The sequence below is a fragment of the Enterobacter sp. E12 genome (genome assembly GCF_014596715.2).
Classification (GTDB): domain Bacteria; phylum Pseudomonadota; class Gammaproteobacteria; order Enterobacterales; family Enterobacteriaceae; genus Enterobacter; species Enterobacter bugandensis.
In genome coordinates, this window is sequence record NZ_CP115601.1 from 1,148,589 (window position 1) to 1,173,160 (window position 24,572).

Annotated in this window: 24 protein-coding genes; 11 read left to right on the plus strand and 13 right to left on the minus strand. The window is 58.2% G+C overall.

Annotated elements, in window-relative coordinates:
• Nucleotides 1-150: 150 nt before the first annotated feature.
• Together fetA and fetB are read left to right on the plus strand one after the other, a co-directional pair.
• Complete coding sequence (fetA, locus tag IB212_RS05420) at nucleotides 151-822, plus strand: iron efflux ABC transporter ATP-binding subunit FetA (RefSeq protein ID WP_041911047.1); 672 nt, start codon at nucleotides 151-153, stop codon at nucleotides 820-822.
• Nucleotides 815-1,597 (plus strand): iron efflux ABC transporter permease subunit FetB, encoded by a 783-nt coding sequence (fetB, locus tag IB212_RS05425; RefSeq protein WP_041911046.1) that lies wholly within the window; start codon nucleotides 815-817, stop codon nucleotides 1,595-1,597. The genes fetA and fetB overlap by 8 nt, the downstream gene beginning before the upstream one ends.
• 51 nt (nucleotides 1,598-1,648) lie before the next feature.
• Here fetB and IB212_RS05430 read toward each other — a convergent pair whose 3' ends face one another.
• Genes IB212_RS05430 through tesA form a run of 3 tightly spaced genes read right to left on the minus strand, consistent with a single transcriptional unit; the run spans nucleotide 1,649 to nucleotide 3,984 of the window.
• Nucleotides 1,649-2,503 (minus strand): co-chaperone YbbN, encoded by an 855-nt coding sequence (locus IB212_RS05430; protein WP_041911045.1) that lies wholly within the window; start codon nucleotides 2,501-2,503, stop codon nucleotides 1,649-1,651.
• A 58-nt stretch (nucleotides 2,504-2,561) separates the two neighbouring features.
• Nucleotides 2,562-3,371: an SDR family oxidoreductase gene (locus IB212_RS05435; RefSeq protein ID WP_102863616.1), complete on the minus strand. Its 810-nt coding sequence runs from the start codon at nucleotides 3,369-3,371 to the stop codon at nucleotides 2,562-2,564.
• The gene (tesA, locus tag IB212_RS05440) at nucleotides 3,361-3,984 is read right to left on the minus strand and encodes a multifunctional acyl-CoA thioesterase I/protease I/lysophospholipase L1 (RefSeq protein WP_041911043.1); all 624 of its coding nucleotides are present in this window, start codon (nucleotides 3,982-3,984) and stop codon (nucleotides 3,361-3,363) included. Before tesA ends, IB212_RS05435 begins: the two co-directional genes overlap by 11 nt.
• Between tesA and ybbA the strand changes: the two genes are divergently transcribed.
• The 3 genes from ybbA to IB212_RS05455 all read left to right on the plus strand — a co-directional run bounded on the left by ybbA (nucleotide 3,955) and on the right by IB212_RS05455 (nucleotide 8,380).
• A complete protein-coding gene (gene ybbA / locus IB212_RS05445; protein WP_041912055.1) occupies nucleotides 3,955-4,641 on the plus strand; it encodes a putative ABC transporter ATP-binding protein YbbA in 687 nt (228 codons plus the stop codon). The two genes, tesA and ybbA, sit on opposite strands and share 30 nt — an antisense overlap.
• Complete coding sequence (ybbP, locus tag IB212_RS05450) at nucleotides 4,638-7,052, plus strand: putative ABC transporter permease subunit YbbP (RefSeq protein ID WP_041911042.1); 2,415 nt, start codon at nucleotides 4,638-4,640, stop codon at nucleotides 7,050-7,052. The genes ybbA and ybbP overlap by 4 nt, the downstream gene beginning before the upstream one ends.
• A gap of 182 nt (nucleotides 7,053-7,234) precedes the next feature.
• Nucleotides 7,235-8,380 carry a porin gene (locus IB212_RS05455; RefSeq protein ID WP_041911041.1) on the plus strand — a complete coding sequence of 382 codons (1,146 nt, stop codon included), beginning with the start codon at nucleotides 7,235-7,237 and terminating at the stop codon, nucleotides 8,378-8,380.
• Nucleotides 8,381-8,502: 122 nt separating this feature from the next.
• Here the strand turns inward: IB212_RS05455 and mnmH are convergent, their stop codons facing one another.
• The 5 genes from mnmH to ppiB form a co-directional block, all read right to left on the minus strand.
• Complete coding sequence (mnmH, locus tag IB212_RS05460) at nucleotides 8,503-9,573, minus strand: tRNA 2-selenouridine(34) synthase MnmH (protein WP_041911040.1); 1,071 nt, start codon at nucleotides 9,571-9,573, stop codon at nucleotides 8,503-8,505.
• 84 nt (nucleotides 9,574-9,657) lie between these two features.
• Complete coding sequence (gene purK / locus IB212_RS05465; RefSeq protein ID WP_041911039.1) at nucleotides 9,658-10,725, minus strand: 5-(carboxyamino)imidazole ribonucleotide synthase; 1,068 nt, start codon at nucleotides 10,723-10,725, stop codon at nucleotides 9,658-9,660.
• Nucleotides 10,722-11,231 (minus strand): 5-(carboxyamino)imidazole ribonucleotide mutase, encoded by a 510-nt coding sequence (gene purE / locus IB212_RS05470; RefSeq protein ID WP_006809824.1) that lies wholly within the window; start codon nucleotides 11,229-11,231, stop codon nucleotides 10,722-10,724. Before purE ends, purK begins: the two co-directional genes overlap by 4 nt.
• Before the next feature lie 119 nt (nucleotides 11,232-11,350).
• Nucleotides 11,351-12,073, minus strand: coding sequence for a UDP-2,3-diacylglucosamine diphosphatase (gene lpxH, locus IB212_RS05475; RefSeq protein ID WP_041911038.1), 723 nt, complete (start codon nucleotides 12,071-12,073; stop codon nucleotides 11,351-11,353).
• Nucleotides 12,074-12,076: 3 nt separating this feature from the next.
• The gene (gene ppiB / locus IB212_RS05480; protein WP_000256009.1) at nucleotides 12,077-12,571 is read right to left on the minus strand and encodes a peptidylprolyl isomerase B; all 495 of its coding nucleotides are present in this window, start codon (nucleotides 12,569-12,571) and stop codon (nucleotides 12,077-12,079) included.
• A gap of 175 nt (nucleotides 12,572-12,746) precedes the next feature.
• On the opposite strand from ppiB, the gene cysS reads away from it, so the two are divergent.
• Nucleotides 12,747-14,132 carry a cysteine--tRNA ligase gene (gene cysS, locus IB212_RS05485; protein ID WP_041911037.1) on the plus strand — a complete coding sequence of 462 codons (1,386 nt, stop codon included), beginning with the start codon at nucleotides 12,747-12,749 and terminating at the stop codon, nucleotides 14,130-14,132.
• 85 nt (nucleotides 14,133-14,217) lie between these two features.
• On the opposite strand, the gene IB212_RS05490 is transcribed toward cysS, so the two are convergent.
• The 5 genes from IB212_RS05490 to folD all read right to left on the minus strand — a co-directional run bounded on the left by IB212_RS05490 (nucleotide 14,218) and on the right by folD (nucleotide 18,775).
• Nucleotides 14,218-14,739 (minus strand): metal-dependent hydrolase, encoded by a 522-nt coding sequence (locus IB212_RS05490; protein ID WP_041911036.1) that lies wholly within the window; start codon nucleotides 14,737-14,739, stop codon nucleotides 14,218-14,220.
• A gap of 73 nt (nucleotides 14,740-14,812) precedes the next feature.
• Nucleotides 14,813-15,829 (minus strand): Mal regulon transcriptional regulator MalI, encoded by a 1,017-nt coding sequence (malI, locus tag IB212_RS05495; protein WP_041911035.1) that lies wholly within the window; start codon nucleotides 15,827-15,829, stop codon nucleotides 14,813-14,815.
• 83 nt (nucleotides 15,830-15,912) lie between these two features.
• On the minus strand, nucleotides 15,913-17,412 hold the full coding sequence (locus IB212_RS05500) for a PTS transporter subunit EIIC (protein ID WP_028012223.1): 1,500 nt from the start codon (nucleotides 17,410-17,412) through the stop codon (nucleotides 15,913-15,915).
• 282 nt (nucleotides 17,413-17,694) lie between these two features.
• Nucleotides 17,695-17,907 carry a ribosome-associated protein YbcJ gene (gene ybcJ, locus IB212_RS05505; RefSeq protein ID WP_028012224.1) on the minus strand — a complete coding sequence of 71 codons (213 nt, stop codon included), beginning with the start codon at nucleotides 17,905-17,907 and terminating at the stop codon, nucleotides 17,695-17,697.
• Nucleotide 17,908: 1 nt separating this feature from the next.
• Nucleotides 17,909-18,775, minus strand: coding sequence for a bifunctional methylenetetrahydrofolate dehydrogenase/methenyltetrahydrofolate cyclohydrolase FolD (gene folD / locus IB212_RS05510; RefSeq protein ID WP_028012225.1), 867 nt, complete (start codon nucleotides 18,773-18,775; stop codon nucleotides 17,909-17,911).
• Nucleotides 18,776-19,084: 309 nt separating this feature from the next.
• On the opposite strand from folD, the gene fimA reads away from it, so the two are divergent.
• The 5 genes from fimA (at nucleotide 19,085) to fimH (ending at nucleotide 24,565) form a co-directional block, all read left to right on the plus strand.
• Complete coding sequence (gene fimA / locus IB212_RS05515) at nucleotides 19,085-19,648, plus strand: type 1 fimbrial major subunit FimA (RefSeq protein WP_028012226.1); 564 nt, start codon at nucleotides 19,085-19,087, stop codon at nucleotides 19,646-19,648.
• A gap of 68 nt (nucleotides 19,649-19,716) precedes the next feature.
• Nucleotides 19,717-20,262 carry a type 1 fimbrial protein subunit FimI gene (gene fimI, locus IB212_RS05520; protein ID WP_028012227.1) on the plus strand — a complete coding sequence of 182 codons (546 nt, stop codon included), beginning with the start codon at nucleotides 19,717-19,719 and terminating at the stop codon, nucleotides 20,260-20,262.
• Nucleotides 20,263-20,296: 34 nt separating this feature from the next.
• A complete protein-coding gene (gene fimC / locus IB212_RS05525) occupies nucleotides 20,297-20,989 on the plus strand; it encodes a type 1 fimbria chaperone FimC (protein ID WP_028012228.1) in 693 nt (230 codons plus the stop codon).
• A gap of 14 nt (nucleotides 20,990-21,003) precedes the next feature.
• Nucleotides 21,004-23,565, plus strand: a complete 2,562-nt coding sequence (locus tag IB212_RS05530) for a fimbrial biogenesis usher protein (RefSeq protein WP_041911034.1) — start codon at nucleotides 21,004-21,006, stop codon at nucleotides 23,563-23,565.
• Nucleotides 23,558-24,565, plus strand: coding sequence for a type 1 fimbria D-mannose specific adhesin FimH (gene fimH / locus IB212_RS05535; RefSeq protein ID WP_041911033.1), 1,008 nt, complete (start codon nucleotides 23,558-23,560; stop codon nucleotides 24,563-24,565). The genes IB212_RS05530 and fimH overlap by 8 nt, the downstream gene beginning before the upstream one ends.
• Nucleotides 24,566-24,572: the final 7 nt, after the last annotated feature.

Here is a 24,572-nt window from a genome sequence, read left to right on the forward strand (position 1 = left end):
AAACTGTAAAGCGAAAGTGTAAAGCATGTCTAATGAATGCACGGTAAACACAATCGGAAGTCTTGGTGGCGAAAGGGGGCGCTAAAACGCGTTGTGACGAACGTGCGGCACGGATTATGCTAATAACGCTCAGGAGTTACTGGAAAAAATATGAACAACGAAAATGCAGTTTTGCAGATAAAGGACGTCGGCTTTCGTGTCGCAAATAACACGATCCTTCAGCATGTCGGGTTTAACCTTTCCCCCGGTGAGTTCAAGCTGATAACGGGGCCGTCAGGCTGCGGTAAAAGCACCTTACTGAAGATCGTGGCCTCATTGCTGAGCCCAACGGAGGGAACCATTCTGTTTGAAGGGCAGGATATTGCGTCACTTTCCCCGGAAAGCTATCGCCAGCAGGTCTCCTATTGCGTACAAACGCCCGTGCTTTTTGGCGACACGGTTTTTGATAACCTGATTTTTCCGTGGCAAATCCGCAATAAAACGCCGGAGCCGGAAAAATTCATCGACGATCTGGCCCGTTTTGGCCTGGCGAAGGAGACGCTGACCAAATCCATCGGTGAGCTCTCGGGCGGCGAAAAGCAGCGCGTCTCGCTGATCCGTAATCTGCAGTTCTTACCGAAGGTATTGCTGCTGGATGAGATCACCAGCGCGCTCGATGATGCCAACAAACGCAACGTCAACGAGATTATTCATCGTTACGCCCGCGAGCAGAATATTGCCGTGCTGTGGGTTACGCACGACTCAAACGAAATTACCCATGCCGATGACGTGATTACGCTCCAGCCGCACGGCGGGAAAATGCAGGAGGCCAATCGTGGGTGAGCATAACATTACCAATGAATCTCTGGCGTTTTCGATGGTGCTGGTGCTGATTGCTATCGTCGTCAGCTACCGGGAAAAGCTGGGCCTGGAAAAAGATATTGTCTGGAGTATCTGCCGCGCGGTGGTTCAGCTCATCATCGTCGGCTATGTGCTGAAGTATATTTTCAACGTCAACCACGCGGTGCTGACGCTGCTGATGGTGCTCTTCATCTGCTTTAACGCGGCGTGGAACGCGCAGAAACGCAGTAAATATATTGATAAGGCGTTTATCTCGTCATTTATCGCGATTACCACCGGGACGGCGCTCACCCTGGCGGTGCTGGTACTCTCTGGCTCGATTGAGTTTACGCCGATGCAGGTGATACCTATCTCCGGGATGATTGCGGGAAACGCCATGGTGGCCGTTGGCCTGTGCTACAACAACCTTGGCCAGCGTTTCAGCAGTGAACAGCAGCAGCTGCAGGAGAAGTTAAGCCTGGGGGCGACGCCAAAAGTGGCTTCAGCGCGGCTGATTCGTGAGAGCATTCGCTCATCGCTGATCCCGACCGTGGATTCTGCCAAAACGGTGGGGCTTGTGAGCCTGCCGGGCATGATGTCGGGGCTGATCTTTGCCGGTATCGATCCGGTAAAAGCGATTAAGTATCAGATCATGGTGACGTTTATGCTGCTTTCCACGGCGAGCCTGTCAACCATCATTGCTTGCTATCTGACCTATCGGAAGTTCTATAACCCGCGCCACCAGCTGGTGGTGACGCCGTTGAAAAAGACGGGGTAATATCGGTTTTTTGTAGGCCCGGTAAGCGTTAGCGCCACCGGGCATTTTTTGTTAGTAGAGCAGCGCGTACAACTGACGACGATACTTCGACGCCAGCGCGTCTCCGGTGCCCAGCGCGGCCAGGATCTCCTGGAACATCTTGCGCGCCTGACCGTCTGCGGCAGCCAGATCTTTCTGCAGGTGGCTGAACAGCAGCTCCAGCGCCTCTTCGTTACGTCCCACCTGATGCAGCTGGAGCGCCAGCTGGCTTGCCAGCGCGGCATCCGCCGGGTTGTCGGCCACCTGCTGCTGCAGCTGCTGAATTTCCGGAGTGTCCGCCGCCTGCTTTAGCAGCTCAATCTGCGCCACCAGCCCCTGATAGCGAGTATCCTGATCCTGCATTGGTACCGTCTTGAGCACGGCTTCCGCGTCTTCTGAACGGTGCAGGGCGATCTGCGTTTCCGCCAGCAGCAGGCCGATCTGGCTGTCCTGGTTCGACAGCTGCCACGCCTCTTTCAGCAGCGGCAGCGCCTCGTCGTATTTGCCTTCCTGCATCAACACCATCGCTTCCTGCGCTTTCAGCTCTTCTTCGCGCGGCAGCACTTTATCCAGCAGGGCGCGAATCGCCTCTTCCGGCTGGGGGCCCTGGAAGCCATCGACAGGCTGGCCGTTCTGGAACAGATAAACGGTTGGAATGGCGCGCAGACCAAACTGCGACGCCACCATCGGCTCGGCGTCACAGTCCAGTTTCGCCAGAATGAACTGACCGTTGTACTGCGCGGCAAGGCTTTCCAGCACCGGCGTCAGCTGCAGACAGTGCTGGCTGCGCTCAGACCAGAAGTAGAACAGCACCGGTTTAGCCATCGACTGTTCGAGGACCTGTTGCAGGTTTGCTTCTGTAATATTGACGATATTCTGTACGGACATGCGGCTTTCTCTTTTGTCGGTTTACTCTTTACATGGGGATGAGCGTCGTCGCTTCAACTCAGCCGTGCAAAATTTTGTCCATTATCCTGCCCGGCAGCAGGCGCTTTAACCAGCCGACGGCATGGGTGACCAGCGTCACCGGATAGCGCATTTTGGGATGCTCGCTCTCAAAAGCATGGCGCACTTTGGCAACCACCGCCTCTGGCCCGAGGGTAAAACGTGCGGCGATGCCGGGGTTTTCGACCGGCTTGTCCGCCTGGGTCTGGTTCACGTTTTCGGTAAAGCGGGTGCGGATCGGGCCGGGTTCAATCAGGCTGACCTTGATGCCGCTGTGGCGCAGCTCCATGCGCAGGGCGTCGGACCAGGCTTCCAGCGCATATTTGCTGGCGGCGTAGGCGCCGCGGCCCGGGGTGGAAATCAGCCCCATCACTGACGATGTCATCACGATGCGCCCTTCGCCGTGCGGCAGCATGGCCGGGAGCAGACGCATGGTGAGCTGATGGACGCCAAAGAAATTGGTTGAAAACTGCTTCTCCAGCGTTTCGCGCGAGAGCGTATCCAGCGGGCCATACACGCCGTAACCGGCATTATTAAAGAGACCGTACAGACGGCCTTCGGTCAGGGCTATCACCTCGTCGGCGGCGCGTTCAACGCTCTCCGGCGAGTCCATATCCAGCTGTATGCCGGTAAAGCCCAGCCCGTTCATGCGCTCGACATCGTCAGGCTTGCGGCACGCTGCCAGCACCCTAAATCCCTGGCGCTTTAGTTCAAGCGCGCTTTCAAGGCCGATTCCGCTGGAACATCCTGTAATTAAGACCGATTTTTGCATAACTTTACCTGTCAGGAACTCCGCTGAATTACGAGTCATGTTTAACTAAAGGAGCCAGCCGCGTTGCCATCCAGTCGGCAATAAACGGCTGCGCATCGCGATTGGGGTGGATACCGTCGTCCTGCATCCACTGAGGTTTGAGATAGACCTCTTCCATGAAAAATGGCAGGAGCGGAATATCAAACTCTTTGGCAAGCTTAGGGTAGATCGCGCTAAAGGCCTCATTATACCGACGACCGTAGTTGGCGGGCAGGCGAATTTGCATCAGCAGCGGCTGGGCGTTTGCCGCCTTGATGTCCTGCAAAATGGTGCGCAGCGTTTGCTCGGTTTGCTGCGGCTGGAAGCCACGCAGGCCGTCATTACCGCCAAGCTCAACCAGCACCCAGCGCGGTTGATGCTGCTTAAGCAGCGCAGGCAGGCGCGACAGACCCTGCTGCGAGGTATCGCCGCTGATGCTGCCGTTGATAACGGTCGTCTTGCTTTGCCATTTGTCATTGAGCAGAGCCGGCCAGGCCGCGCTGGCCGCCATGCGGTAGCCCGCGCTCAGGCTGTCGCCAAGAATCAGTAACGTGTCCGCTGCCGCCGCGCGGAAGGTCATCAGCATCAAAAACAGGAAGGGCAAATGCCAGCGGAAAACAGTGTTGAAGTTCATCGTCTTAAGAAGTCCGTCGGTCAGGGGGAGCAGGAGCTTTCAATCCTTACCGGAGTTGAACTCGTTGTCAAACGCGCCGAAACCATCGCGCTGATTGGCGAATCCGGTTCCGGCAAGTCTACGCTGCTGGCGATTCTGGCCGGTCTGGACGACGGCAGCAGCGGCGAAGTCCACCTGGTCGGGCAACCGCTGCACCAGCTTGATGAAGAGGCGCGAGCCGCGCTGCGCGCGCGGCATATCGGTTTTGTCTTTCAGTCTTTTATGCTGATCCCGACCCTGAACGCGCTGGAAAACGTCGAGCTCCCGGCGCTGCTGCGCGGCGAAAAGAGTCGCGAAAGCCGCACGCATGCGAAGGCGCTGCTGGAACAGCTCGGCCTGGGCAAGCGCCTCGACCATCTTCCGGCACAGCTTTCCGGCGGCGAGCAGCAGCGCGTGGCGCTGGCGCGGGCGTTTAATGGCCGCCCGGAAGTGCTGTTTGCCGATGAACCCACCGGCAACCTTGACCGTAAAACCGGCGACAAAATTGCTGATCTGCTGTTTTCGCTTAACCGCGAACATGGCACCACGCTGATCCTCGTGACCCACGATCCGCAGCTGGCCGCCCGCTGCGACCGCCGCCTGCGGCTGGTGAACGGTATTCTTCAGGAGGAAGCATGATCGCCCGCTGGTTCTGGCGCGAATGGCGCTCGCCCTCGCTGCTGATTGTCTGGCTGGCGTTAAGCCTGGCGGTGGCCTGCGTGCTGGCGCTCGGCAGCGTCAGCGACCGTATGGAAAAAGGGCTCAGCCAGCAGAGCCGCGAATTTATGGCCGGGGACCGGACGCTGCAAAGCTCGCGTCCTGTGCCGCCTGGCTGGATTGAGGAAGCGCGCAAGGAAGGGCTAAAGGTGGGGGAGCAGCTCACCTTCCAGACCATGACCTTCGCGGGGGACACCCCGCAGCTCGCCAGCGTGAAGGCCGTGGATGACATCTACCCGATGTACGGGGAATTACAAACCAGCCCGCCGGGGCTAAAGCCGACGCCCGGCACGGTGCTGCTGGCATCGCGCCTGATGGCACTTCTCAACCTGAAACCCGGCGACAGTATTGACGTTGGCGATGCCACTCTGAAAATCGCCGGGGAAGTGGTGCAGGAGCCCGACTCCGGCTTTAACCCGTTCCAGCTCGCGCCGCGCCTGCTGATGAACACCGCCGATGTCGCGAAAACCAACGCCGTCCAGCCGGGAAGTCGCGTCACCTGGCGCTACAAGTTTGGCGGCACGCCCGCGCAGCTGGAGGCGTATGAAAAATGGCTTCTGCCGCAGCTCAAGCCGGAACATCGCTGGTACGGGCTGGAGCAGGACGAAGGAGCGCTCGGCAAATCCCTCGAACGTTCCCAACAGTTCCTGCTGCTGTCGGCGATGTTAACCCTGCTGCTGGCGGTGGCGGCGGTTGCCGTGGCGATGGGGCACTACTGCCGCAGCCGCTACGACCTGGTGGCGATCCTTAAAACCCTCGGCGCGGGGCGGGCGCAGCTGCGCAAGCTGATCGTCGGTCAGTGGCTGATGCTGCTGGCCCTCTCTGCGCTCACCGGCGGAATAATAGGCCTGCTGTTTGAAAAACTGCTGATGGTGATGCTGAAACCGGTGCTGCCGGCCGCTTTGCCCCCGGCAAGCCTCTGGCCGTGGCTGTGGGCGATGGGCGCGATGACGGTGATCTCGGTGCTGGTGGGGCTGCGCCCGTACCGCCTGCTGCTCGCGACGCAGCCGCTGCGGGTGTTGCGCAATGATGTGGTGGCGAACGTCTGGCCGCTGAAGTTCTATCTTCCGGCGATTATTGCTGTTGCGGTCGGGCTGCTGGCCTGGCTGATGGGCGGCAGCACCCTGCTGTGGGCCGTGCTGGCTGGCGCGGTGGTACTGGCGCTGCTGTGCGGCGTGCTGGGCTGGATACTGCTCAACGTCCTGAAAAGGCTGACGGTAAAATCCCTGCCTGTGCGGCTGGCGGTCAACCGCCTGCTGCATCAGCCCTGGTCAACGCTCAGCCAGCTGTCGGCCTTTTCGCTGTCGTTTATGCTGCTGGCGCTGCTTCTCGTGCTTCGCGGGGATCTGCTGGATCGCTGGCAGCAGCAGCTTCCGCCGGAAAGCCCGAACTATTTCCTGATCAACATCGCACCGGAACAGGTGACGCCGCTGAAGGGCTTCCTGTCGGAGCATCACATTATTCCCGAGTCGTTCTATCCCATCGTCCGCGCGCGTCTGACGCAGATCAACGGCCAGTCAACCGAGGGGAACAAGGATGAGTCGCTTAACCGCGAACTCAACCTGACCTGGCAGGAGAAACGTCCCGACCATAACCCGATTACCGCCGGTAGCTGGCCGCCGAAAGCGGGAGAGGTGTCGATGGAAGAGGGACTGGCGACGCGCCTGAACGTGAAGCTCGGGGACAGCGTGACCTTCACCGGAGATACCCAGGATTTTACCGCCAAAGTCACCAGCCTCCGTAAAGTGGACTGGGAAAGCCTGCGGCCAAACTTCTTCTTCATCTTCCCGCCGGGCGCGCTGGACGGGCAGCCGCAGAGCTGGCTGACCAGCTTCCGCTGGGAAAACGGCAACGGCATGCTGACGCAGCTTAACCGGGAGTTCCCGACGGTGAGCCTGCTGGATATTGGCGCGATCCTCAAACAGGTCGGGCAGGTGCTGGAGCAGGTGAGCCGCGCGCTGGAGGTGATGGTGGTGCTGGTGACAATCTGCGGCATATTGCTGCTGCTGGCTCAGGTGCAGGTGGGCATGCGCCAGCGTCATCAGGAACTGATAGTCTACCGCACGCTCGGCGCGGGTAAGCGGCTGCTGCGGGCGACGCTCTGGAGCGAGTTTGCGCTGCTTGGGCTGGTGGCGGGTCTGGTCGCGGCGATTGGCGCGGAGACGGCGCTGGCGGTGCTGCAGACAAAGGTCTTCGACTTCCCGTGGGAGCCTGACTGGCGTCTCTGGCTAGTACTCCCTCTCTGCGGCGCGGTGCTGCTCTCCCTCTGCGGGGGCTGGCTCGGGGCGCGATTGTTAAAGGGCAAGGCCCTGTTCCGGCAGTTTGTGAATTGATTTGGCATGGTAATCATTACGCACCGGTTTTTATGCCGGTGCGTAATGCTTAAATAGCACAAAGTGATAATGCCAACGCATTTAGTAGCACAAAACATTAAAAACCCGCCCACACAGCCCGAAAATTTCCGGTTAATATTCACCAGCTAAATATTTAGCAGCGTGTCTATTAAGGAAAAATAATGACTATAAATAAATCAGCGCTGGCGGCAACGATCGGCGCGGCAGTGGCATTGACTACTTTTGCATCTCAGGCAGAAATCACCGTACTTAAGCAGGATCCTCAGGCGGGTAACCCGCTGAGCCGCCTGAACTTCACCGTTGGCGGCAGCATTCGTCCGCAATTCCAGAACATGACCGGCGATGACGGCAAAAACGGCTACAAGCGTAACGGCTTTGACGGCGGTACCCGCTTCCGTTTCGCGGCAGACTACTACCTGTTCGATGACATCAGCTGGATCAGCTACTACGAGCTTGGTGTGAACATTCCGGCGCAGTTTAACTGGGATAACCACTACGCCGACGGCGCGCACGACACCTCACGCCGTATGCTCTACACCGGCCTGAAGAGCGATACCTGGGGTACGCTGACCTTCGGCCAGCAGAACAGCGTGTACTACGATGTGGTGGGCGCGAAAACCGATATCTGGGACTACGACATGATCGGCCAGGCGCCGGGTAACGGGATCAACGGCGACTACGACGGCTCTTACCGTTCACGCCAGATGCTGAAATATAAGAAAACCGTGGGCGATGCGGACATCTATGCATCCTACCTGTTTGAAGACAGCGAATACCTGCCGGGCAACGGCCTGCGCTACAAGCGTAAAGGCGGCGGCTCACTGGGTATCGATTACCACCTGACCACCGATCTGACCTGGGGCGCTGCGTGGAACTACACCCGCGCGGATATGCGTAACCCGGACAACGGCGACAGCAAATCCTACGACCAGAATATTGTCGGTACTGCGCTGAGCTGGACGCCGGACAACTGGACCTTCTCCGCTGGCGGCGGCTGGTACCAGAACTTCCTGACCACCAAAAAAGTGTCTGTTAACGACTACTTTGCGGGCGACGCGTGGGGTATTGAATACTTCGCAGGGTACAAATTCCCAATCGGTCAGTACGCGGTGAAATCCATCCAGCCTTACTTCATGGGTGACCGCATCGAGTACGTGAACGGCCGTAACTACCAGCGCATCGACAACGGCGTGGGTATCAGCTTCCAGCTGGATTACGGTTTCCGCGTGGATTACGAACACGTGTTCACCTCCAGCACCGACAACCTGGGCGACATGAACCTGGTGCGTCTGCGTTACGACTTCTAAGCGGTCTTGTAGGTTGCGGGCTGATGCCCTCACCCTGACCCTCTCCCACCGGGAGAGGGAACAAACATTAAAAACGGCAACCAGGTTGCCGTTTTGCTTTTACCTCGCCACCCGGCTTTCTTTTAGCGGTTAAGCCAGTCAGCGACCTCGCCGTACGTCCCGCGATAGACAATCTTCTCCGCCTTTTTCTCCAGCTGATAGCCGTACATCGGGTCGTAATAGTCCTTCAGCAGCGGTACAAGCCAGCTGAAGTGCGCGTCGGTGCTGCCCGTTCGCTGTTGTTCGGCAAGGGCCGCGTCCAGCAGCGCCGTAAATTCTGCAAAACGCTGTAGCCCAAGCCGACGGCGAATGGCAAACAGGCCGTGGTGCAGGTACTCGCTGTACTCCTTCCAGCCCGCCTCCTCACCGTACGCGGCAGTAAAATCCGCCCACATGTGGTCAAAATACTCTTCGCGCAGGCGCTCAAGACGGGTTTCAAACGGGTCTTCGACGACAACGATAGGGGCGTCAACCATGCGGTCGCGCAGGCACTCCGGCAGGTGGTTGGAGCCAATCATCCGGCCCTCGTCCTCCAGCACCCAGCGCGCGGCGTCTTTTTTCAAAAGCTCAACCGCAAGGTGATTCTCAAAGCTCGCCTGGGAAAGCTGCGGCGTAAGCGTGCGGCCAAACGACGAGCCGCGATGGTGCGCCAGCCCTTCCAGATCGATGCCCTGCGCGTGCTGCTTCACCAGCAGCGTTTTACCGTTGCCGGTACAGCCGCCAATAAGCACCATCGGCTTTTGCGACTGCTCAATGGTGACCTGAATTGCCGTCTGGCGCAGGGCCTTATAGCCGCCGCGGATCAGCGGGTAGTCGATGCCAGCCTCTTTCAGCCAGGCCTGAGAGATATGCGAGCGCTGACCGCCGCGCGCGCAGCAGAGATAGCCCTCGGGGTGCGCAAGGCTGGCTTCACGCCAGGCGTTAATGCGCGACTCCCGCGTCTCGCCGCTCACCAGGCTATGGCCGAGCGCCAGCGCGGCGTCGGGTCCCTGGCGCTTATAGCAGGTACCGACGGCGGCACGCTCGTCATCGTTCATTAAGGGCAGGTTGAGTGCGGCGGGCATCGCACCCTGGGCAAATTCGATCGGCGCGCGAACGTCGATTAAAGGGGTATCAGACGCGAGGATCGCGCGATAGTCCGTTCCATCGTTCATGGTGATTCCAGAAGAAAACTCAGCAGCAATGGGCGGGGATTGTACGCCGGGGAAGGGGAAGGTCAACTCCCCGGCGCAGATGTCTTACTTGAGCTTTGACTGTGCCCAGACAATTCCGCTCGCGTATTCTGGCGGCAGGAGAGGAACGATCGCCTCCAGGGTGGCGCTCAGGCGGTCGGTATCGCTGTCGTTCAGGTTGAGATGACCCACTTTACGACCCGCGCGAACCTCTTTGTCATACCAGTGCAGATGCACCAGCGGCAGCTTCAGCCAGTCGTAGTTCAGATCGGTCCCGATCAGGTTGATCATCACCGACGGGCTGTTAACGACGGGCTGTGGCAGCGGCAGGTCGGTGATGGCACGCAGGTGCAGTTCGAACTGGCTGATGGAGGCGCCGTTTTGCGTCCAGTGGCCGCTGTTGTGCACGCGCGGCGCCAGCTCGTTGATCAGCAGGCCCGACGGCGTGACGAAGCACTCCATCGCCATCACGCCCACGTAGTCCAGCTCGTGCATGATGGCAGAAAGCATCTCTTCCGCCTGCGCCTGCTGGTCGGCATTGGCGTGCGGGAAGGCGACGCTGGTGCGCAGAATGCCGTCCTGGTGCAGGTTATGCGTCAGCGGGTAAAACACCGTGCGGCCATCGTGCCCGCGTGCGCCAACCAGCGACACTTCGCCGCTGAAGTTGATGCCCTGCTCAACGATGCACTCGCCGTAGCAGTCGTCCGGCAGCTCGGCGGTGTCGCCTGCGCGCAGGCGCCACTGGCCGCGGCCGTCGTAGCCACCCACGCGGCGCTTCACGATCGCCAGTTCGCCCAGCATGGCGAAGACGTCATTCCACTCGCTTTTATCAGACAACAGCTGCCACGGGGCGGTTGCGAGGCCCAGCTTGTCGAACAGCTGCTTCTGCGTCAGACGGTCGGCAATTATCGGGAACACGTCGCGGTTCACAAAGGCGTTATGGCGCGCCAGCTCGCGGGTCAGGGCGGTTTCCGGCCAGCGTTCAATTTCGGCGGTGATTACGCTCTGATGGAACGGCACCGCTTCCGGCTCGGCGTCCAGCCCGACGGGCCAGACGGCAATCCCCAACGGTTCGCCAGCCTGACGCAGCATGCGGCCCAGCTGGCCGTTGCCGAGGACGCAAACCTGCTTCATGCCGCACCCCGCGGGTCCGGATTATCCAGCACCTCGTCGGTCTGGGCTTTACGCCACTCCGCCAGGCGTTGGTGTAAATCTTTGTCGTGCGTTGCAAGAATTTGCGCGGCCAGCAGGGCGGCGTTCGCCGCGCCCGCTTTGCCAATTGCCAGCGTACCGACAGGAATACCGCGCGGCATCTGGACGATGGAGTAGAGGCTATCGACACCGCTTAACGCGGCGCTTTGAACAGGGACGCCCAGAACCGGCACCAGCGTTTTGGCGGCAATCATGCCCGGCAGATGTGCTGCGCCGCCCGCACCGGCAATAATCACCTCATACCCGTTCTCTTCGGCGCTTTCGGCGAAGCTGAACAGTTTGTCCGGCGTACGGTGTGCGGAAACCACTTCAACGTGGTGCGGAACATTCAGGATTTCAAAGATTTCGGCGGCGAACTGCATGGTAGCCCAGTCGCTTTTGGACCCCATCACGATGGCGACACGCGCCGGATTATTGCGGGAAGACATGCGTCTTAAAACTCCTGTGGTGCGAAACACACTGCTTTCGAGGGCACAGAGAATAGCATGTTATACGGGCAAGGAAAACGGTTGCGTGGCTGAGAAACAAGCGAAACGACGAGAAAACGTTAAAACGGAAAAGCGATCAGTTCGACACCGTCGGGAGTGACTTTGACCATCGAACCCTCAGTATGCCATGCGCCCAATACCACGCGATGGGCCGGTTCACCGTTGGCGCTCAGAGAATGCACGTCAGGGCGATGGGTATGACCGTGGATCAGCCACTGAACGCCATGCTTTTCCATCACGCTCACCACTGCTTGCGGGTTGACGTCCATGATGGTCAGGGATTTGCTGCTGTTGGCGGCTTTGCTGCCCGCACGCATTCTGGCGGCGATGCGGTTGCGGATAAACAGCGGCAGGGCAAGGAACACCTTCTGGATCCACGGGGTGTGGACCTTAGCGCGAAACGCCAGGTAGCCGGTATCGTCGGTGCAGAGTGTGTCGCCGTGCATGATCAGTACCTTGCGGCCATAGAGATCGAGCACCTGTTCTTCCGGCAGCAGCGTCATACCGCTTTCGCGGGCGTAGCGCTTGCCGAGCAAGAAATCACGGTTGCCGTGAATGAAGTAGCAGGGGACGCCGGAATCTACCAGCGTTTTAATGGCGGCAGCCATTTCACGATGCAGCGGGTTAGGATCGTCGTCGCCAATCCAGGCTTCAAACAGATCGCCCAGGATGTACAGCGCATCGGCGCTTTTCGCTTCACCGCGTAAAAAACGCAGAAAACCGGCGGTTATCGCCGGTTCTTCTGTTTGCAGATGCAGATCCGCAATAAAGAGTGTCGCCACGAATTACTCGCTGACGGTCACGCTTGTAATCACAACGTCTTCTTTAGGAACATCCTGGTGCATGCCGCTGCGGCCGGTAGAGACGGCTTTGATCTTATCGACCACGTCCATACCTTCAACCACTTCTGCGAACACGCAGTAGCCCCAGCCCTGCAGGCTTTCGCCGGAGAAGTTCAGGAAGTCGTTGTCCGCTACGTTGATGAAGAACTGCGCGGTGGCAGAGTGTGGTGCCTGAGTACGGGCCATTGCCAGCGTACCGCGGGTGTTTTTCAGGCCGTTGTTCGCTTCGTTTTTGATCGCCTCTTTGGTCTCTTTCTGGCGCATGCCAGGCTCGAAACCGCCGCCCTGGATCATAAAGCCGTTGATCACGCGGTGGAAAATAGTGTTGTTGTAGAAACCTTCGCGGCAGTAGTCCAGGAAGTTTTTAACTGTTTCAGGCGCTTTGTCATCAAAGGTCTTGATTACGATATCGCCATGATTAGTGTGGAAAGTAACCATTTTTGCATCCTGTTCCGTTATTGTGGTACGTCGACCCGCCTTCGGGTCATATATAGGGGCTTGTTATAGCATAACCACAGGACGCGATCACCTTGCATTGTGTGCTGATCCTATTCCGAATTATGGGTATTATATGGAACAAACAACTCACACACGTGTTTACATGGAATCTTCGATGTTAAAAATCTTTAATACAATGACGCGCCAGAAAGAGGAATTTAAACCTATCCATGCCGGGGAAGTCGGCATGTACGTGTGTGGTATTACGGTTTACGATCTCTGTCATATCGGCCATGGCCGCACCTTTGTCGCGTTCGACGTGGTCTCTCGCTACCTGCGCTTCCTGGGCTATAACCTGAAGTACGTGCGTAACATCACCGACATCGACGACAAAATCATCAAGCGCGCTAATGAAAACGGCGAAAGCTTTGTTGCGCTGGTGGATCGCATGATTGTTGAGATGCACAAAGATTTTGACGCCTTAAATATTCTGCGTCCGGACAGCGAGCCGCGTGCGACCCACCATATCCACGAAATTATCGAGATCACCGAAAAGCTGATCGAACGCGGTCATGCGTACGTAGCGGAAAACGGCGACGTGATGTTCTCCGTGCCGACGGACCCAACCTACGGCGCGCTTTCCCGTCAGGATCTGGACCAGCTGCAGGCCGGCGCGCGCGTGGACGTGGTGGACGTGAAGCGTAACCCGATGGACTTCGTGCTATGGAAGATGTCCAAAGAGGGTGAACCAAGCTGGCCATCCCCGTGGGGCGAAGGCCGTCCGGGCTGGCACATTGAATGTTCCGCGATGAACTGCAAGCAGCTGGGCAATCACTTCGACATTCACGGCGGCGGTTCGGATCTGATGTTCCCGCACCACGAAAACGAAATTGCGCAGTCCACCTGCGCCCACGGCGGCGAGTACGTTAACTACTGGATGCACTCCGGGATGGTGATGGTTGACCGCGAGAAGATGTCGAAATCGCTGGGCAACTTCTTCACCGTGCGCGACGTGCTGAAGTATTACGATGCGGAAACCGTGCGCTACTTCCTGATGTCTGGCCACTATCGTAGCCAGCTGAACTACAGCGAAGAGAACCTGAAGCAGGCGCGCTCGGCGCTGGAGCGTCTGTACACCGCGCTGCGTGGCACCGATAAATCTGTGCCTGCGGCGGGCGGCGAAGCGTTCGAAGCGCGCTTCGTTGAGGTGATGAACGATGACTTCAACACCCCGGAAGCCTACTCCGTACTGTTCGACATGGCGCGCGAAGTGAACCGCCTGAAGTCAGAGGACATGGCGGCGGCGAATGCGCTGGCATCTCATCTGCGTAAGCTCTCTTCCGTGCTCGGCCTGCTGGAGCAGGAGCCGGACGCGTTCCTGCAGAGCGGTGCGCAGGCGGACGACGGTGAAGTGGCGGAGATTGAAGCGCTGATTAAAGCGCGTCTGGAAGCGCGTCAGGCCAAAGACTGGGCGGCGGCGGATGCGGCGCGTAACCGTCTGACCGAGATGGGCATCATTCTAGAAGACGGCCCGCAGGGGACGACCTGGCGTCGTAAGTAAGTCTGTAACGCCCGGTGGCGCTAACGCTTACCGGGCCTACGGGTAAAAGTAGGCCGGGTAAGGCGCAGCCGCCACCCGGCTTTTTTTACCTTCTTTTCCACCACAACATCCCCATCAGCACCACCCCCGGCAGCCACACCCACAGCAGTTCCGAGGTAATGACCTCATGCCCGTACGGCGTGGCGTAGCGCGACAGCGCAAACGGCGCGACCTTAATCACCTGCCACGGCGCAAAGAAGCGCTCGTCTGACCACGGCCACAGCCAGCCGACGCCTTTTCCGCCGGTGGTAACGGAATCCAGCAGGCTGTGCGACAGCAGTGAAACGGTTAAGAACAGCCAGCAGCGCGTCAGGCTGGCCCGGAACCATCGTCGGCCAATCAGCACGCAGAGTATCGGTACCGCAAAGGCAAACAGCAGCGAATGGGTAAAGCCGCGGTGGCCGAAAATATTCCCGTAGGCGACGCCGAATTTGAACGCCAGCACGTCGGCGTCCGGCAGCATGGCGAGCACGATCCCGGCAAACAGAAGGCGGGGAGGGATGACTTTCGTTCCCAGACCTAAGCCCAGGCAAAGGGGAACAGCAGCGTGAGTGATAACGGTAGGCATTGCAATTATCCATGGCAAATCACAGCAATATAGCAGCGAATCCGCTGCAGCAAACCTGTGTCAAATTCTGATTTTACGCCGACTCGCGGGCGATAAGCTGCCCGGACAGCGTAATGCGCTGGGTTTGCAGATCCGGCTCCTTCAGCTTGCGGATAATCAGCCCCGCCGCCTGTCGTCCGGTTTCATCGCTGGCCGAGGAGACGTAGGTGAAGGAAGGGGAGGTGAGGTTGACGTGAAGCATATCTTCAAAACCGATCAGCGCCACCTGCTGGGTCAGGAACACGTCTTTCCCCACGGTGCGGCCCACCTGATGAATGCCGGAAATGGAGCCGATCATCGCATCCGGGGAGTGGCAAAGCAGGGCGGTGATGGAGCTGTTTTTCTCCAGCAGCTGGCGCGTTGCCATCGCGGCGGCCTGGGTGTCGTCGCTGCAGGCCGGTGAATAATCATCGCGCCAGACCAGCCCGTTTTGCGTCATCGCGCTGAGAAAGCCGAGCAGGCGCTGCTCGCGGATAAGACAGCCCTCGCGCCCGCCAATGTAGGCGATCGTGCGGTGTCCACGTTCGATAAGATAGCGTGCGGCCAGGTTCGCCGCCTGGCGATTATCGCGCATGACCAGATTGCATTTTTCGTCCAGCAGAGACTGCGAGACCGCCACCAGCGGCAGCGGGCACTGGCGGATCTGCTCCGGTAAAGCGGCGCTACGGGTGTCAGACGCCAGATAAATAACGCCCGCGACGCCCTGCTGCTTAAACGACAGCAGGGTCCGTTCCAGATGTTCCTGGTCGTTCAGCGGCTGGCCGAGAAACACCATATAACCCTGCTTCCCCAGCTCCTGAACGATGCTCGCCATCACCTTGATGGAAAAGCTGTCGCTGAAGTCGCGCAGGATCAGGCCGATAAGATTGGAGGTGTTGGCGCGGAGGTTGGCAGCGGCAACGTTATGAACATAGCCCAGCGTCGTGATGGCGGCATTGACCTTCTCGATCGTCGCCTCTGAGATTTTCCCTTTCTGACGTAGCACCAGCGACACGGTAGAGACCGAGACGCCCGCGTGCTTTGCGACATCAATGATGCTGACTTTCTTCAAAACCGCTCCCTGAAATTTACCGATTATCAGCCGGATAAGACACGTCTCCCAGCGTACAGGAGACGTGTCGTTCAGGCATCTTATTATTTGCCGATCATGGTGGACATGGTCTGGGCGATAAACTGTGCTCTGGCACCGAAAATCACCTGGATCCCGTTGTCGCCGACGAAGACCACGCCGCGCGCGCCAAGCCCGTTCAGTCCGTCCCTGTCCACCGCATCGCTCTTCGCGACTTCCAGACGCAGGCGGGTGATGCAGGAGCCGACGGAGTCAATGTTCTGCGCGCCGCCCAGCAGGCCGATGATTTCGGTGGCAAGTTCGGAATCGGACTTGTCATTCGCGCTGGCGGTCACCTCCGTACGGCCCGGCGTTTTCACGTCGAAGCGACGGATCACGAAGCGGAACGTGAAGTAGTAAATCAGCGCCATCGGAATGCCGATGATAATGGCACTCAGGAAGTTGGTCTGATAGCCGTTAAACGACGGCAGGATCCCGAACGACAGGTAGTCGATAAAGCCCGCCGAGAACGATTTGGCGATATGCGCGTGCAGCAGGTACATAGTCATGTACGCCAGGCCCGCCATGATGGCGTTGAAGACGTACAGAATCGGCGCCACGAAGATAAAGGTGAACTCTACCGGCTCGGTGATCCCCGTCAGGAAGCAGGTGAGGGCTGCGGAGAAGAGAATACCGGCCGCGATTTTCTTATTCTTCGTATGCGCTTCGTGATACATCGCCAGGCATGCCGCAGGCAGCGCGAACAGCATCAGCGGGAACTCGCCCTGCATGAACTTACCGGCGTTCTGGTAGGTGTCGCTGCTGAAGGATTTCACCCCCTCTTCGAGCATTTTGAACCAGATGGTCTGGTCACCGTGGATCACCTGGCCCGCCTGGGTGGTGTAATCCCCGAACGAATACCAGAAGGACGGATACCAGATGTGGTGCAGGCCGAGCGGGATCAGCGCGCGCTCCACCAGCCCGAAGATAAAGGTTGATGCCGCCTGGTTATCACCGTTTACGATCACGGAGAGCGCGTCGATACCGGCCTGAATATGCTGCCAGACGTACGGTAGCAGCAGCCCCATCAGGAAAGAGAGGAACGCCGTGGCGATCGCCACAAAGCGCTTCCCGGAGAAGAAGCCGAGGAACTCCGGCAGCTGCATGGTGTGGAAGCGGTTGTAGCACCAGGCTGCGAGAATGCCGCAGATAAGCCCGCCGAAGACGCCCATCTGCAGCGTCGGGATGCCGACCACCATGGCATATTTTCCGCCCTGAGAGGCCATTTCCGGCGTAATGCTTAATACGGTACTGATGGTGATGTTGGTGACAAACACCGACACCGCCGCCGAGAGTGCTGCAATGCCGGATTCCGAGGCCAGACCGACAGCAGAGCCGATGGCAAACAGCATCGGCAGGTTATCAAAGATAACCCCGCCGGCGTTCATCATCAGCGGCAGGTGGAACTTATCGCCGAAGGCCAGCAGGAGGCCCGCAGCGGGAAGCAGTGAAATTGGCAGCATTAAGGCGCGACCAATCATCGATAACTTAGACAGCGATTTAACAAATCCTGATATCAGACTCATGCTGATTTCCCCCGAGTAGCGCTTTTTAAGCGCTGTTATTGTAAGTAGAACGTTTTAGTAGAACGTTCTACTTATCGTGGGGAAAGAGTGAAAAACGCGCAACTGAAATCTCACCTTTCAACAGATGAAATAGTGATTATTTGAAGTTGATCGATAAATAACCGTGATGGGTGTGAGGGGATAGAGATAGAAATTGCCGGGTGGCGGCTTCGCCTTACCCGGCCTACAAACGGAGACAGTACGTAGGCCCGGTAAGCGCAGCGCCACCGGGCAACAAACGGCTTACGCCGTCACGGTCACGCTCTGCCCTTCAAAACTCACGGTCTGGCCGGCGACAATCTTGCAGCGCTTGCGGGTTTCCACCACGCCGTCTACTTTCACCTGCCCGTCGGCGATAACGATTTTCGCCTGCGCGCCGCTTTCGCTCCAGCCTTCGAGCTTGAGCAGATCGCACAACTCAACGTGCGGGTGTTTGCCTAATGAAAATGTGGCCATCTTATGCTTCCTCTACATCGTGGTACTCTTCGCATGCCTGCAAAGTATTCTGAATCAGCGTTGCTACAGTCATCGGGCCAACGCCGCCCGGCACTGGCGTAATGTAAGAGGCGCGAGCCGCCGCATCTTCGTACACCACGTCGCCGACCACTTTGCCATTTTCCAGACGGTTAATCCCGACGTCCACGACAATCGCGCCCTCTTTGATCCACTCGCCCGGAATAAAGCCCGGCTTGCCGACCGCGACGATCAGCAGATCGGCGTTTTCAACGTGGTGACGCAGGTTTTTGGTAAAGCGGTGGGTCACGGTGGTGGTGCAGCCGGCCAGCAGCAGCTCCATGCTCATCGGACGGCCCACGATATTGGACGCGCCGATGACCACGGCGTTCAGGCCGTAGGTGTCGATGTTATAACGCTCCAGCAGCGTCACGATGCCGCGCGGGGTGCACGGGCGCAGACGCGGCGCGCGCTGGCACAGGCGGCCCACGTTGTACGGATGGAAACCGTCGACGTCTTTATCTGGCGCGATACGCTCCAGCACCTTCACGTTGTCGATGCCCGCAGGCAGCGGCAGCTGAACCAGAATGCCGTCGATCTCTTTATCGGCATTCAGGGTGTCAATAAGTTCCAGCAGTTCCGCTTCGCTGGTGGTTTCCGGCAAATCGTAAGAGCGGGAGACGAACCCCACCTCTTCACACGCTTTGCGTTTGCTGCCGACATAAATCTGCGATGCCGGGTTGCTGCCAACCAGCACAACGGCCAGCCCGGGAGCGCGTTTTCCGGCGGCTTTACGCGCCTTCACTTTTTCCGCGACCTCAGAGCGCACCTGCTGCGCAATCGTTTTACCGTCAATAATCTTTGCTGCCATCAGAGAGAAGATTCCGTCTGTAACGTTTGAAGGGGGGATTGCCTGTATTTTGTCAGAAGCGAGCGCCGCTGTCAGTCACCCTTTACGAGTTTTCATCCGTGAGGCGTAAAAACCCTTCTTAAGGGATGGTCAATTTCTTAGACGGGATTAGGATGTGACCTGGCGAAATGGCAGTGTTTTGACATATTTAAAAATTACATCCTGAGCTACTTTGTCTCCTCCGAAATAAGTTTTCAATTATGCAATTGAACGTATTTCTTATTCCCGATTTTTCGCGGGAAGGGTTATTTACATTTTAAAGGAATAGACATGAAACTCAGCAACATTGCTTCTTCTGTTATTGCAACACTGGCCCTGGTCGCGGGTGCCGCTAATGCAGCCGATCCCGTTACGCCGGTTACCGTAAATGGCGGTACCGTGCATTTTAAAGGTGAACTGGTTAATGCTGCTTGTTCAGTAAATACCGATTCTTCCGAGCAGACGGTTAATCTCGGTCAGTATCGTACCGCGAAATTCACCAAAGTGGGCGACACCACCTCTAATATTCCGTTCAACATTGAACTGAATGACTGCGATCCGCTGGTTGCGAAAACCGCTGCCGTTGCTTTCACCGGCCAGATCGACGCGACCGACAAAACCCTGCTGGCCGTAACGTCCGGTAACAACGACAACACCGCGAAAGGCGTGGGTATCGAGATCCTCGACAGCAAATCCAGCGTGCTGACCCCGGACGGTGCCACCTTCTCTGCCGCGAAAGACCTGATTAAAGGGACTAACACCCTGCAATTCACCGCGCGCTACAAATCAACGGCTGCAACCACCGAGCCAGGCCAGGCGAACGCTGACGCCACCTTCGTAATGAAATACGAATAATACCCTCGCACAGGGATGTTCAGGCCTCAGGGACGAGGCCCGTCATACGCTACTGCCAGGAACGAAGGATGACAAGGACTGGAACACTACTGCTGTTAACCCTTGCGATGGCCTGCCCGGCATCGGCGCATACCGTGGTGATCGAAGGCGGCAAGGTGCATCTTCGTGGGGAGCTGGTAAACGGCGGCTGCGCCGTGGCGCCCGACAGCCAGAATATGCGCATCGACATGGGGCAGTACCGAACCAATTCATTTTCCGGTGTGGGCAGCTTTTCAACGGTTAATGTGCCGTTCACCGTGCGGCTGCTGGACTGCAGCGTGGATGTCTCCCGCATCGTGGGGATCCAGTTTCAGGGCGTGACGCCCGCGGAAGATCCGCAGGTTTTTCTGGCGACATCGCGGCCAGGTGAAACGCCTGTCAGCAGCGGCGTGGGGCTGGCGCTTTTTGATGAGCAGCAGCGTCAGATTATCCCGAATGCGACGGCCGTCAGCTGGTTGCCCGTGAATACCAGCGAGCTCGCATTTCATTTTAGCGCCCGCTATCGCGCTATTTCCGAACACCTCGTGCCAGGCAATATTCAGTCGGATGTCTGGTTTACGTTGATTTATCCATAACACCTGCGAACACATTATTAAAGGTACGGTTTTGATGAATATGCTAATTAAACCAGGACTGCTTTTATCGTTTATTTTAATGATGGTTTCTGCTTGCGCGAATGCTTCCGGCGGTATTGCGCTGGGGGCCACGCGCGTTATTTATCCGGCGGATGCGAAGCAAACGTCGCTGGCGATCACCAACAGCAATAAACAAGAACGCTACTTAATTAACGCGTGGATCGAAAATGCCAGCGGGCAAAAGGAAAAAACCTTTGCCGTCACGCCGCCGCTGTTCGTTAGCGAGCCGGACAGCGAAAACACGCTGCGTATTATTTACGCCGGGCCAGCGCTGCCCGCCGATCGCGAATCGCTCTTTTACATGAACGTGAAGGCGATCCCGTCAGTGAACAAAGCGAAAACGGAAAATAATAACGTGCTGCAGCTGGCGATCCTTTCGCGCATCAAGCTGTTTGTGCGCCCGAATAACCTGGCGATGCAGCCGGATGAGGCGCTTTCCCAACTGCGCTTTGAGCGCGTGGGGAACCATCTCAAAGTCAGCAACGCCTCGCCCTATTACATCACTCTGGTCAACCTGAAGCTGGGCGGTCAGACGCTGGAAAACCTGATGGTCGCGCCGAAAAACTCGGCTCAGCAGGTGCTGCCCGCCGGGGCCGGCGGTACGCTCTCCTGGCAGAGCGTGAATGACTACGGCGCCATTACACCGGCGCGCAGCGTCAACCTGTGAGCAGAGTCAGGGCGATGAAAAACCACCAGGGACGTTACTGCCCGGTTGCACTGGCGCTGATGGCCGCGCTCTGGCCGCAGGCTGGCTGGAGCGAAAGCTACTTCAACCCGGCCTTCTTATCCGACGACACCGCCAGCGTGGCGGATTTGTCGCGTTTTGAACAGGGGCACCAGCAGGCACCCGGCATCTATCGCGTGGATATCTGGCGTAACGATGAGTTTATCGGCACCCAGGACGTGCGTTTTGAACAGGCCGAGAACACGCCGCCGGTGGCGGGCGGCCTGTCGCCGTGCATTACGCGCGCGATGCTCGATCGCTTTGGCGTCAACGTTGCCGCATTTCCCGAGCTGGCGAAGGTGCAGGGTGAAACGTGCGTTCCATTGACCACGGCCATTCCCGGCAGCGAAACGGTATTTAACTTTGCTTCACAGCGCCTGAACGTCAGCCTGCCGCAGGTGGCAATGCAAAACAGCGCGCGCGGCTATATTCCGCCTGAACAGTGGGATGAAGGCATTCCCGCCGCGCTGGTGAACTACAGCTTTACGGGCAACCGGGGAAGCGAAGACGACAGCTATTACCTGAACCTGCAGAGCGGGCTGAACTATGGCGCCTGGCGTTTACGCAACAACGGCGCATGGCGCTACACGCAAAATAACGGGAAGCGGCGCAGCGAGTGGCAGAATATTGGCACCTGGGCGCAGCGCACCGTTATCCCACTGAAAAGTGAGCTGGTGCTGGGCGACAGCAACACCGGGAATGACGTTTTCGACAGCGTCGGTTTTCGCGGCGGGCGGCTCTATTCGTCTGACAGCATGTACCCCGACAGCCTGCAGGGTTACGCGCCGACCGTGCGCGGTATTGCCCGTACGCCTGCCAAAGTGGTGGTTCGCCAGAACGGCTACGTTATCTATCAAAGCTACGTCCAGCCCGGCGCGTTCGCCATTACCGATCTTAACCCGACCTCCTCCAGCGGTGACCTTGACGTCACGGTGGAAGAGAAAGACGGCAGCCAGCAGCGCTACACCGTGCCGTACTCCACCGTGCCGCTCCTGCAGCGTGAAGGGCGCTGGAAATATGACCTCGTGGCGGGGGATTACCGCAGCGGTAACAGCGACCAGGATACACCGTTCTTCGCCCAGGGCACCCTGATTACCGGCCTTGCTAACGGCTTTACGCTCTATGGCGGTACCCAGCTGGCGTCACGCTATACCGCAGTGGCCGTCGGTGCCGGGAAAAACCTCGGTGACTGGGGCGCAGTTTCCGTCGATATCACCCACGCCCGCAGCCAACTCGCGGACGACAGCAAACATGAAGGTCAGTCCCTGCGTTTTCTGTATGCAAAATCGCTGAACGGGTTTGGCACCAACTTCCAGCTGCTGGGCTACCGCTACTCAACGAAGGGGTTTTACACCCTGGACGACGTGGCCTGGCGCTCAATGGAGGGCTACCAGTATGCCGATAGCCAGGACGATAACGATGTGCCGGACGTGCAGAGCTATCACAACCTGACGTGGAATAAAAAAGGCCGCTTCCAGCTCAATATTTCCCAGTCGCTGGGGGATTACGGCTCGGTCTATATCTCCGGGAGTGAGCAAACCTACTGGGGGACGGACGAAACGAACCTCTGGTATCAGCTGGGCTACGCGGGGGGCGTTAAGGGGATCAACTACTCCCTGTCATGGTCGTGGAACAAATCCGTCGGGATCGACGGTACCGACCGGATCGCGTCGTTTAACGTCTCCGTGCCGTTTAGCCTCTTTACCCGCCAGGGCTATCGCCGGGACAGCGCGATCGATCGCGCCTATGCCACCGCATCCGCCAGCCGAAACAGCGATGGCGACACGAGCTGGCAAACCGGCGTCAGCGGCACGCTGCTTGAGGACCGCAACCTGAACTACAGCGTGACCCAGGGACACGCCAGCACCAACGGCTCAAGCGGAAGCGCCAGCGCCAACTGGCAGGCAACCTACGGCACGCTGGGCGTGGGCTACAACTATTCCCGCGATCAGCACGATCTCAACTGGCAGCTCTCCGGTGGGGTAGTTGGCCATTCAGACGGCGTGACCTTCAGCCAGCCGCTGGGCGATACCAACGTGCTGATTAAGGCGCCGGGGGCATCAGGCGTCAGCGTGGAAAACCAGACCGGCGTGAAGACCGACTGGCGAGGCTACGCGGTCATGCCGTATGCCACCGTCTACCGCTACAACCGCGTGGCGCTGGATACCAATACCATGAGCAACAACACCGACATCGAAAACAACGTGAGCAGCGTGGTGCCGACCAAAGGCGCGCTGGTCCGCGCCAGCTTTGATACCCGCATTGGCGTGCGCGCCCTGCTGACGGTAACGCGCGGCAACCAGCCGGTGCCGTTCGGCGCCGTGGTGCGCGAAACCCAGAGCGGCGTGACCAGCATGGTGGGGGATGACGGGCAAATTTACCTGAGTGGGCTGCCGCTGGAAGGCGAACTGCTGGTCCAGTGGGGTAACGGGGCGCAGTCCCAGTGCCGTGCGCCTTACAGCTTGCCTGAAAAGAGCCTGCAACAGGCGATCACACTTAAGGGGATCCGCTGTGATTAAAATCCATATCTTTGCCTTGTCGCTTCTGGCACTCCTGCCCGCGACAAACGCGTTAGCCACCGTGTGCGTCAATGAAAAGGGCGTGCCGACGGAGGTGCATTACGACCTGACGGATAAATTCAACAGCTCGAATAACCAGGTTGGGCAGGTTGTCACCCTCAGCGAGAAATCGCAGTGGGTGGGGGTAAACGCCGTCTGCCCGAAGGGCACCGTCGGGAATACCACCAAGCGCAGCTACGTGACGGATTACCCGATCACCGGGACCAGCGATGGCTATCAGTATCTGAAGCTTAACGACTATCTGGACGGGGCGATGAAAATCACGGACAGCTATGCTGGCGCGTTTTATCCACCCAAAAACTATATCCAGATGGGGAGCCATCCGAACGTTTCAAAAAACAAACCGTTTGGCGTGCAGGATTCCAGCCTTATTTTCCGTCTTAAGGTGACCCGACGCTTTATCAATATGGTGGTGATCCCGCGTGCCACCATGTTCCGCGTTTACGTCACCACCACCTCCTCCGATCCGTTGACCACGCCGGTCTACACCATCAGCTACAGCGGAACCATTCAGGTGCCGCAGAGCTGCGCCATCAACGCCGGCAATGTGGTTGAATTTGATTTCGGCGACATTGGCGCCTCCCTGTTCAGCAAGGCGGGCGTGGGTAACAAGCCGGAGGGCGTCTCATCGCAAAGTAAAACCATCGCGATTAAATGCACCAACGTGGAGGCAAACGCCATGCTGACGATGCGCGTCGAGGCTGAAAAGGTCTCCAATAATGTGGTGGTGTCGGATAACCCGGATGTGGGGTTTATCATTGCCAACGAGAGCGGTGCGCCGCTCACGCCTAACAACCTGACGAGCAAAATTCCGTTCCGCCTGGACGACAGCGCGCAGGCGCAGGTGGGGATCCGGGTCTGGCCGGTGAGCGTGACGGGCAACAAGCCAGCGGAAGGACGCTTTACCTCGCGCGGATATTTGCGTGTGGATTACGACTAAGGAGCAG